General features: G+C 43.1%; 8 protein-coding genes. 2 read left to right on the forward strand and 6 right to left on the reverse strand.

Annotation, left to right across the window (positions count from 1 at the left end):
* Positions 1 to 66 precede the first annotated feature (66 nt).
* On the reverse strand, positions 67 to 1,122 hold the full coding sequence (locus O9290_RS16700; protein WP_288059051.1) for an amino acid ABC transporter substrate-binding protein: 1,056 nt from the start codon (positions 1,120 to 1,122) through the stop codon (positions 67 to 69).
* 36 nt (positions 1,123 to 1,158) lie between these two features.
* Positions 1,159 to 1,899, reverse strand: a complete 741-nt coding sequence (locus O9290_RS16705) for a TIGR00297 family protein (RefSeq protein ID WP_002762834.1) — start codon at positions 1,897 to 1,899, stop codon at positions 1,159 to 1,161.
* A 44-nt stretch (positions 1,900 to 1,943) separates the two neighbouring features.
* On the opposite strand from O9290_RS16705, the gene O9290_RS16710 reads away from it, so the two are divergent.
* The gene (locus O9290_RS16710) at positions 1,944 to 2,648 is read left to right on the forward strand and encodes a cytochrome b/b6 domain-containing protein (RefSeq protein ID WP_288059053.1); all 705 of its coding nucleotides are present in this window, start codon (positions 1,944 to 1,946) and stop codon (positions 2,646 to 2,648) included.
* A gap of 100 nt (positions 2,649 to 2,748) precedes the next feature.
* On the opposite strand, the gene O9290_RS16715 is transcribed toward O9290_RS16710, so the two are convergent.
* From O9290_RS16715 to O9290_RS16730, 4 genes are all read right to left on the reverse strand, one after another.
* Positions 2,749 to 3,366, reverse strand: a complete 618-nt coding sequence (locus O9290_RS16715; RefSeq protein WP_288059055.1) for a class I SAM-dependent methyltransferase — start codon at positions 3,364 to 3,366, stop codon at positions 2,749 to 2,751.
* Positions 3,367 to 3,656: 290 nt separating this feature from the next.
* Positions 3,657 to 3,896, reverse strand: a complete 240-nt coding sequence (locus O9290_RS16720; RefSeq protein ID WP_002762838.1) for a 2Fe-2S iron-sulfur cluster-binding protein — start codon at positions 3,894 to 3,896, stop codon at positions 3,657 to 3,659.
* 9 nt (positions 3,897 to 3,905) lie between these two features.
* Positions 3,906 to 5,381, reverse strand: coding sequence for a cobyric acid synthase CobQ (gene cobQ, locus O9290_RS16725; protein WP_288059057.1), 1,476 nt, complete (start codon positions 5,379 to 5,381; stop codon positions 3,906 to 3,908).
* Between the two features lie 302 nt (positions 5,382 to 5,683).
* Positions 5,684 to 6,085 (reverse strand): Npun_F0494 family protein, encoded by a 402-nt coding sequence (locus O9290_RS16730; RefSeq protein WP_288059059.1) that lies wholly within the window; start codon positions 6,083 to 6,085, stop codon positions 5,684 to 5,686.
* 104 nt (positions 6,086 to 6,189) lie between these two features.
* Between O9290_RS16730 and O9290_RS16735 the strand changes: the two genes are divergently transcribed.
* Positions 6,190 to 6,593 (forward strand): RNA-guided endonuclease InsQ/TnpB family protein (locus O9290_RS16735; protein WP_288087290.1); only part of this gene is annotated, 404 nt, incomplete at its 3' end.

A 6,593-nucleotide genomic window follows, 5' to 3' on the forward strand; every position in this document is an offset into this window, starting at 1 on the left:
CATGTTTCGAGTTATTCCAGCGGCCATAGGGGTCTATATTCCCCGTCAGGAAACACAATCTTAAAACTAACGAAAAGGAGGAGAATACAATAAACCCCCCTTTGTCCAAAGATTATTTAAACCTCGATCGAGTTGTAGGGGTTTACCGATTTCCCGCTCATAAATTTCACCGTAATTACCCACCTGTTTTAAGACTCTTTGGGCAAAATCATTGGGTAAACCCATATCTTCGCCTAACTTCTCATCAATACCCAAAAAGCGCCGAATACTGGGGTCTTTGCTATCGGCAAAAGTGCCAATATTTTGGGAGTTAATCCCAAATTCTTCCCCTTGAATTAAACTAAAAACGATCGAGCGGACGGCATTCGACCAAGCGGGATCACCATCGGCCACGGCCGGGGCCAAAGGTTCCTTAGATATTACCACTTCTAATAATTGATGATCCTGCGGTCGGGGAAAAACCGAGCGCCGGGCCACCAATTGGGAGCGATCGGAAGTGACAGCCTGACAACGCCCCGCCTGATAAGCTGTATATAAAGCCTCCACATCATCGGAAACGATCGGTTTATAACCTTGCACTGCCGCTTTTGCCATGGCATCGGCCAGATTTTGTTCTGTGGTGGTTCCCGATAGCACACAAATGGACTTTCCGCTTAAATCTTCTAATTTCTTAATATTACTGGCTTTCGTGGCCATGATTCCCTGACCATCATAGAAAACCGGGGTGATAAACTCCATCCCCAGAGCGGTATCCCGGTTAATCGTCCAGGTGGTGTTGCGACTGAGGATATCCACTTCTCCCGTCTGTACGGCAGTAAATCTCTCTTGGGGGCTAAGTTTACGATATTCGACTTTGGAGGGATCATCAAAGAGAGCAGCCGCAATAGCTCGGCAAATTTGCACATCTAAGCCCGAATATTCGCCTTTTTCATTAACAAAGCTAAACCCAGGCACTTCTCCGTTAATGCCACAAATTAACTTACCGCGATTTTTCACCGTTTGCAAGCGGTCAGCACTGGGACTATTTGCAGTGTTAGAACTAGAATTCGGTTGATTTTCCGTCCCACAGGCAGTAATTAGCAGTAACAGCAGGGACAATGCACAAAAACGCCACTTTAGCATAGATATTCTCTGAAAAATTTTTTTAGTCACTTAACTTTAGCTGAAAGACCAGAGCAAGCTTAACAGTATAGCTACGATCGCACCGATAACCGTATTGATCACATTGACCAATTCATTAGTTAACCACAGAAAGCGAGTTTGTAGAGTAGCTCCGATGAGACTTTCGATATTGGTGGCGATAAATGCCGCAATTACGCACCATAACACACCAAGAAGATCGATCGCACCGATAGCCCATGCTAACAGGGAAATAGCCGTGGCTGCCAACAAACCAGCGATCGTTCCTTCTAAACTAACAGCACCTTCTGTTCCCCGGGGGACGGATTTAAAATTAGTGATTAGATAAGTAGTTTTACCATAAGCTTTGCCCACCTCACTGGCAGTAGTATCGGCTAATTTGGTGCTAAAACTAGCCACATAAGCGAGTATTAAGAGGTAATCCCAGGGAGAAGCGGCAAAAAGACTTAGGATAGCGCAAATTGCCCCCGCTAAAGCGGAACCCCAGACATTTTCAGGACCGCGCACCCCCGCTCTTTTTTCGGCAATTCCCTCCGCTTCCTTGCGTGCTAAACCGATGCGGGTGACAGTAGAACCGACGAGGAAATAGAATAAAACAATTAGATAACCGCGCCATCCCAAGCTTCCCCAGACAATCACCCCTAAAACCCAAGCATGGAGATAACCCATCCGAGTTAAGAGCTTTTTTGGGGCAATCCAGGCGATTCCGAGGAGGACGGTATTGAGAAGAACAGCGACGAGCCAAGGATTAGTTAACATAGTATCTGGGCAAGTTTACATCCCCCATTGTATCGATCGAGTTCATGAAAACTAATCAACCTTATCAACCTCTTTTACTGCGAATTCTGCACGGATTCACGGGAATTGCCCTCATTGCCGCCATGGTTACGGCCTATTGGACCTATGATACTTTTGACGGTCGTTGGTTAAAACTGCCCTTACCGGAATATCAAGAAATTGAAAGTATTCATGGCACTTTTGGCCTCTATACTCTGATTATTTTTCCCGTTTTTGCTATCTATGCTTTTCGTCGGGGCAACAAAAGATTAATTCAAAGTGATTCTCTTAACAAATTAACCCAATTTGGTAAGCCGATTTGGTGGTATAGTCTCCATCGTTTAGTCAATACTTTGACTCTTTTTGCCATAACTTTTGCCTTGTATAGTGGTCGGATGATGGATTCCAAATGGCTACCGGAAGGGGAATTAAATCACTTTTGGTATTATGCCCATTTGCTCAGTTGGTTAATTATGGCAGTATGTCTGATCCTGCACCTGCTCATGACTGCTAAAGTGGGAGGGGTTCCCCTGTTATTATCTATCCTTAAATGGCATTTTCGTGAACAAGATAGCCCGAAATTATGGTTATCTCAATTACGTCAATGGGGGTTAGGTTTGCGTCTAGCCAATACTTGGCAGTGGCTACAATCTCTTAACTTATATAAAATTTTAGAAATTGTTGTTTTACTGGCTATTATAGCAGCTTGGATTATTCCCAAGTTTGACTAAGCTGTACTGTATTTAAACTGCGTATTGGGAATTTTAGTACAAATGCTCAAATTCCCTGATCCCACCTCTCCTATACCTTTTGAACAGGATTTAGTATGATTTATTGACCCCGACGAGCGAGAATAATCATCGTCTTCGCTAAGGGAGCAATACGACCAATACGATAGACTTTCTCTAACGATAAATTAGCTTCTGTTAACAGTTTTGTGATAGTTTTGACAGACCAAAATTTAATATGTCCGTGATCCCAAAGAGCGGTAAAATGCTCGTCCATCTTACCCGTAGCCGCCAGGGCCAAATTTTTGAGATAACCATGATAGGGAGTGGATATCAGCGCATATCCTCCCGGTTGCAGCAGATTATAAACGGTCTTAGCGTAATCGCGCGGGGCATAGACGTGTTCTACCACTTCCAAACTAATTAGCAGCGGAAAAGTACCAAATTTACTAGCCAGATCATCATAGGCGGAGCCAACGTATAGATCAAGTTCAGGATAGGCTTTTTTTGCCTCTGCTATCCCCGATTCGGAAGGATCGCAGCCACTGACTTGAAATCCTTTTTCTGATAACCAATTAGCGATCGAACCGTTGCCACAACCGAGATCAAAAATACGCTTTTCAGGAGGAGCAAGATCGGCAAAAATCTGACTCAGAGAGGGTAGCAAATAAGCGTGGGCAGTCCCACAGCAAGAATTTTGATAATGATAATAATCTGACATATTTTAAGATAGTTAATATGTAAGTATTTCCCGTGGCAGCACCACTACTGTCGAAAGGTAATACAGAAAGTAACTTTTGTCAAGGGTTTAGTGAAATTTATTGTCACATCCCATTGATACGATATACCATAGTATTTTATGAATATATTGCATATACTATTGTCAATGTACATCTTGCAAAAATCAAAAACCTTCCCTTAGACGAGAAGTCGCCGAGCCATTATTCTCCTAGTTAGAAGTCGTAAACTTAACATTAATAGCTGACTTCTGTTATCAGAAAACTTTAACAACTACCAAAGCGGATCGGAGTATAAATGAACGGTTAAAGAATCTCGATCGCTGGGGATACCAGTAATACAACTACAAATTTGAGTACCATCATCTAATTCTACCTCACAGGCGTGACAGGAACCCATTAAACAGCCGGTAGGAATTTCAATCCCTGCTTTTTTGGCCACATCTAATAATAGTTCTCCAGTTTCCGCTTCTATGATAAGATCATCGGGTAAAAAACGCACTGCAATAGTCATAATTTCTCCTTACAAATGAGCAAAAATAGGTGTAAGATTTAAATGTTCTTCCACTAAATTAGCCATAGCATCTAGGGTTATTTCTCTTTGTTCACTATAGTTAGCAATTCCCGTAGGCAAAGATAATAAACCGCGACGCTGACGCAGATGATTTAGCCAAGTTCTTCGCCAAGAACCATTATCAAAGATACCATGTAAATAACAGCCCCAAATTGACAGAGAATCATTGACAATTCCCAGACTAGCATCTTCCTCGAACATTTTTTGATAACCTGATTCACTTTCCCATTGGCTTATTCCCTGGTGAATTTCGTATCCCATTACCGGTAAACCAGCTTGGGGATAATTAGATAAAACTTGTCGTTGACGGGTAATTTTTTCCGCAGTAATTACCGTTTTTAACGGCAGTAAATTTAAGCCAGCTGCCTCACTATCGGGACCTTCTCGATGTTCAGGATCCAGGATTAATCGCCCTAACATTTGCAAACCACCACAGATGCCAAAGATAATACCTCCCCTTTGGTGATAGGCTTGTAATTGATTAGCCATACCACTTTGATTAAGAGCAATTAAATCAGCAACAGTGGTTTTAGAGCCGGGGATAATTACCCCATCGGGATCACCTAAAGATTCCTGTAATTCTAGATAACGTACATTGACCGTTGCTTCGCCACAGAGAGGGTCAAAATCAGTAAAATTAGCGATATGAGGCAGACGAATGACACTGATATTTAGTTCAGCTTTGGGTTTTTGGGCGGGGCGATCGAGTAAACTGAGAGAATCCTCGGCACTCAAAAAGATATCACTATAGGGAAGAACTCCTAACACAGGAATTTTTGTATAATCTTCTAGCCAAGTAATCCCCGAATCTAAGAGGGATTTTTGTCCGCGAAATTTATTGATCACAATACCTTTAATTAAAGCTCTTTCCTCCGGTTCTAATAATTCTAACGTACCGACGACGTGAGCAAAAGCCCCCCCGCGATCAATATCCACCACTAAAATAGTAGCGGCATCGAGATATTTAGCCACCCGCATATTAGTTAAATCCCGATGTTTGAGATTTATTTCCGCCGGACTTCCCGCACCTTCACAGACAACTAGATCAAATTCTGTTGATAATTTAGCTAAAGATTCTTTAATTGCTTGCCAACCTTGCTCAAAATAATTCTGATAATAATCCACTGCCGTGGTGACACCAACAGCCTTACCTTTAATAATCACCTGAGAGGTCATATTTCCCTGGGGTTTTAATAAAATTGGGTTCATTTCTACCCGGGGAATTGTCCCCGCGGCCCATGCTTGCACCGCCTGGGCGTGACCCATTTCTCCCCCTCCGGCGGTAACATAGGCATTAAGGGCCATATTCTGACCTTTAAAGGGTGTTACCTGCCAACCTTTCCGGTTGAATAAACGACATAAAGCCGCAGTTAAAAAAGATTTACCCGCGTGGGATGTTGTCCCCACTACCATAATTGCTTTCATCTAGTTTTTTGGGTTGAGTATTGAATTTTTATGAATTAGGAATTAGGAATTATGAATTGGGAAGTGGGGAGATGGGGAGATGGGGAGATGGGGAGATGGGGAAGTGGGGTGTGGGGTGTGGGGTGTGGGGTGTAGGGTGTGGGAATTGGGGAAGTGGGGAAGTGGGGAAGTGGGGTGTCGGGTGTGGGGTGTGGGGTGTGGGGAGAATAAATAAAATAATCTCCTATCTCCTGACTCCTGACGACCGACTCGGAGAATCCTGACTCCTGACGACCGACTCCCGACTCCTCACCTTAACAGCATTAAAAAGAAAACCAACGTTGCAGAGTATTTAAAAATCTTTGCCAGAAAGTGGGTTGAGGGAAAAAGTCCCCTTGGGGTTGCCATTTTTCTATTAATTTCCTCCCCAAAGGAGTGAGACGAAAACTATCGGTTATCCCCTGTCCATCTACTTCGCGCCGCAAAATTCCCACCTTAATCAACCAGAGAAGATAGCTTTCCGCTGCCGCTTCCGTCAGCAGTCTGGAAGTATAACCTTTCTCTAAACCCCCAGCACCCGGAATGCTTAAAAGTGATACACTTTGCTCCAGCATAGCCGCAAATAAGGTGACACGGAAAGGAGAACAACAGAGGGCGCGTTCGGCCCGGTTGATGGTAGCATCAGGATAATTGATGGCGGTAACGGTGGCAGTCGATAGGCTCATAGATTCCGGTCATCGAAAAATTTGGGTCTGAAACCCCGTCGTTCTACGACGGCTTTACTGTTAAATATTAGCACATTTACGAAATATATGCTAAAATGTGAGACATGGAAAAAGCCTATTCGTTTCGATTTTACCCCACACCCGAACAAGAGTCGCTATTGCGGCGCACATTGGGCTGTGTAAGATTAGTTTACAACAAAGCTCTCCACGAACGAACACAAGCATGGTACGAAAGACAAGAAAGAGTAGGCTACGCTCAAACTTCTTCAATGTTGACCGATTGGAAAAAGCAAGAAGAATTAGACTTTCTCAATGAGGTAAGCTGTGTACCTTTACAACAAGGGTTAAGACATTTACAAACAGCTTTCACTAACTTCTTTGCTGGTCGTACTAAGTATCCTAACTTTAAGAAAAAACATCAGGGAGGAAGTGCCGAATTTACCAAATCAGCCTTTAAATTTAAAGACAAACAAATCTATTTAGCCAAATGCACAGAACCTTTACCTAT

It is taken from the genome of Microcystis sp. LE19-41.2A (assembly GCF_027530405.1).
Lineage (GTDB): Bacteria > Cyanobacteriota > Cyanobacteriia > Cyanobacteriales > Microcystaceae > Microcystis > Microcystis aeruginosa.